At 57.4% G+C, this 514-nt stretch carries 1 pseudogene; it reads left to right on the plus strand.

Annotation, left to right across the window (positions count from 1 at the left end):
• A pseudogene (locus VU18_RS16585) lies at positions 1-514 on the plus strand (molybdopterin-dependent oxidoreductase); the annotation flags it as partial.

Here is a 514-nt window from a genome sequence, read left to right on the forward strand (position 1 = left end):
ACATCAGCCAAAAAATGGCTGACTTATCGCTCCGGCCGAAAAGCGGCACGAACGTCGCCGTCTTAAACGGGCTGATTCATTTGCTCATCGCCAACGGCTGGATCGACCACGGCTACATCGAACGCTATACGGTTGGGTATGAGCAGCTCGAGCGAACGGCCGCCCGCTACACGCCCGAAGTGGTGGAACAAATTACCGGTGTGCCAGAACGCGATTTGCGAACGTGCGCCGAATGGATCGGCACGTCAAAAACAACCGTCACCGTACTGCTGCAAGGCGTCTATCAAAGCATGGACGCTACGGCCGCCGCCTCGCTCGTCAATTCGATGCACTTAATCATGGGCAAAATCGGCAAGCCGGGGTCGGGGCCGTTTCAGCACGCCGGGCAGCCGAGCTCGATGTCCAACCGCGAAGTCGGCGGCGCCGGCTTTTACCCCGGATACCGGAACGATGAAAACCCGAAACATTTGCAAGAAATCGCTGATTTATGGAATGTCGATGTCGAGACGCTGCC

This window comes from Geobacillus sp. ZGt-1, assembly GCF_001026865.1.
Lineage (GTDB): Bacteria > Bacillota > Bacilli > Bacillales > Anoxybacillaceae > Geobacillus > Geobacillus thermoleovorans.